2 protein-coding genes are annotated in these 2,443 nt (G+C 67.0%); both read left to right on the forward strand.

Features of this window, described 5'->3' with window-relative positions:
* On the forward strand, positions 1–1,293 hold a 1,293-nt coding region (locus GPA25_RS23500), incomplete at its 5' end, for a DUF1302 domain-containing protein (RefSeq protein ID WP_169262817.1).
* A 14-nt stretch (positions 1,294–1,307) separates the two neighbouring features.
* On the forward strand, positions 1,308–2,443 hold a 1,136-nt coding region (locus tag GPA25_RS23505), incomplete at its 3' end, for a DUF1329 domain-containing protein (RefSeq protein ID WP_169262818.1).

Raw genomic sequence — 2,443 nt, forward strand, 5'->3', positions numbered from 1 at the left:
ATCCCGAGCTACACGGATCACGAATACAGCCGCTACACCAAGCGCTACTACGCCGGCCCCTCGGGGGAAGTGCTCGACGCCTTCGTGTTCGCCAACTTCGACGCCGCGAGCGTGCCGGTGCGCCTGAAGGCGGGCCGGCACACGGTGTTCTGGGGCGAATCGCTGTTCCTCGGTGGCGCGCTGCACAGCGTGTCGTACGCGCAGATGCCGCTCGACCTGCAGAAGGGGTTTGCGACCCCGGGGGCCGAAGCGAAGGAACTCTTCCGCCCCTTGAACCAGCTCTCGGGCCAGGCCCAGCTCACCGACACGCTGTCGGTGTCGGCGCAATACTTCATGCAGTGGGAAGCCTACCGCTACCCGGAAGGCGGCACCTACCTCGGCCCGGTGGACTTTGCCTTCAACGGCCCGGACCGCCATTTCATCAGTCCCGGGCTGGGCTTTGCCGCCAACGGCAAGCCGGTCGAACCGAAGCAGGCGGGCGAATACGGCGTGTCGCTGCGCTGGTCGCCGGAGGCGCTCGACGGCACGCTCGGCGTCTACTACCGCCGCTACGCCGACAAGCTGCCGCAGACCTTTCTCACCCGCGTCGGGCCGGGGGTGAGCCGCTACAACCTCATCTACGCCGACGACATCGACCTCTTCGGCGTGAGCCTGGCCAAGAACATCGGCGGCGTGAGCGTCGGTGCGGAAGTCTCCTACCGCCGCAACACCCCGCTCAACTCGCAGGTGCTGGGCATCTCGCCGACGGGCCTGCCGCAGGACGGGGAAACCCCCGGCCCGCGCGGCGACACCTTCCACGCGCTGGTGAACGTGCTGGGCCTGATCTCCGACACCCCGGTGTTCGATGCCGCGAGCTGGGCGGCCGAGCTCACCTGGGCCAAGTGGGACAAGGTGCGTAGCGGCGAGCGTCTCTTCTACGCGACGGGCTTCGCCCCGTGTACCGGCCGCGACAAGTGGGACGGCTGCACCACGAAGGACTTCTTCGGCCTCGCGCTCGCCTTCACCCCGACCTGGTACCAGGTGCTGCCGGGGGTGGATCTGTCGGCGCCGCTCGCGGTGTCGGTGGGCCTCTCCGGCAACGCCCCGACGATATTCGGCGGCAACGAGGGCAACGGCAACTACAGCGTAGGCCTCTCGGCGGACGTGTTCCAGAAGTACCGCATCGATCTCAAGTACATCGACTACTTCGGCAAGTACCGCGACAACGGCACCGCCGTGACGACACAAAACGGCTTCACCACGCTGCTGCAGGATCGCGGCTTCGTGAGCCTGACACTTAAGACGACCTTCTGAGGAGGAGGACCCCCATGAAACTCACCCAAACCCTGCTGTCGGCCGCACTCGCGCTGGCCCTGAGCGGTGCGGCCGTGGCCGCGATCACGCCCGACGAGGCGAAGAAGCTCGGCACCACGCTCACCGCGGTCGGCGCCGAGCGCGCCGGCAACAAGGACGGCACCATCCCCGAGTACACCGGCGGGCTCACCACCGCCCCGGCGGGCTTCAAGCCGGGCGACGGCATCCGCCCGAACCCCTTCGCCACCGACAAGCCGCGTCTCGTGATCGACGCCAAGAACCTGGCGCAGCACGCCGACAAGCTCACCGAAGGGACCAAGGCGCTGCTGCAGAAGTACCCGAGCTTCCGTGTCGACGTGTACCCGACGCACCGCAGCGTCGCCTTCCCCAAGTTCGTCGCCGACAACACCGCGAAAATCGCGACGCAGGCCAAGACCAACAACGACGGGCGCTCGATCGAAGGCGCGCACGCGGGCTTCCCGTTCCCGATCCCCAAGACCGGCTATGAGGCGATGTGGAACCACCTGGTGCGCTACAACGGCCAGGCCTACGAGGTGAAGTACCGCAACCTCAACGTCGATGCGAGCGGCCGCACGACGCTCGCCACCGAAGGCATGAACGTCCAGGAGTTCCCGTTCTGGGATGCGGGCAAGAGCTCGGCCGAAATCTACTGGCGCATCAAGAACACCTACACCGGCCCGGCACGGCGTGCGGGCGAGGCGCTCCTGATCGTCGATCCGCTCGACATCGGCACCAAGGACCGGCGCGCGTGGACCTACCTGCCGGGGCAGCGGCGCGTGAAGGTCGCCCCGGATCTCTCGCACGACACGCCCAACCCGGGCACCGCCGGGGGCAACACCTTCGACGACATCTTCATCTTCATCGGCTCGATGGACCGCTTCGACTTCAAGCTCGTGGGCAAGAAGGAGATGTATGTACCGTACAACGCCTACGCCGCGGTGTATCAGGCCAAGCAGGACGATCTGCTGAAGCCCAACCACCTCAACCCGGACCTGGTGCGCTGGGAGCTGCACCGCGTGTGGGTGGTGGAAGCGACGCTGCGCGAGGGCAAGCGCCATGTGTATAGCAAGCGCACCTTCTACCTCGACGAGGACTCGTGGGCGGCGCTCGCGTCCGACCAGTACGACGC

This window comes from Aromatoleum diolicum (assembly GCF_012910955.1).
In the GTDB taxonomy this organism is placed as follows: domain Bacteria; phylum Pseudomonadota; class Gammaproteobacteria; order Burkholderiales; family Rhodocyclaceae; genus Aromatoleum; species Aromatoleum diolicum.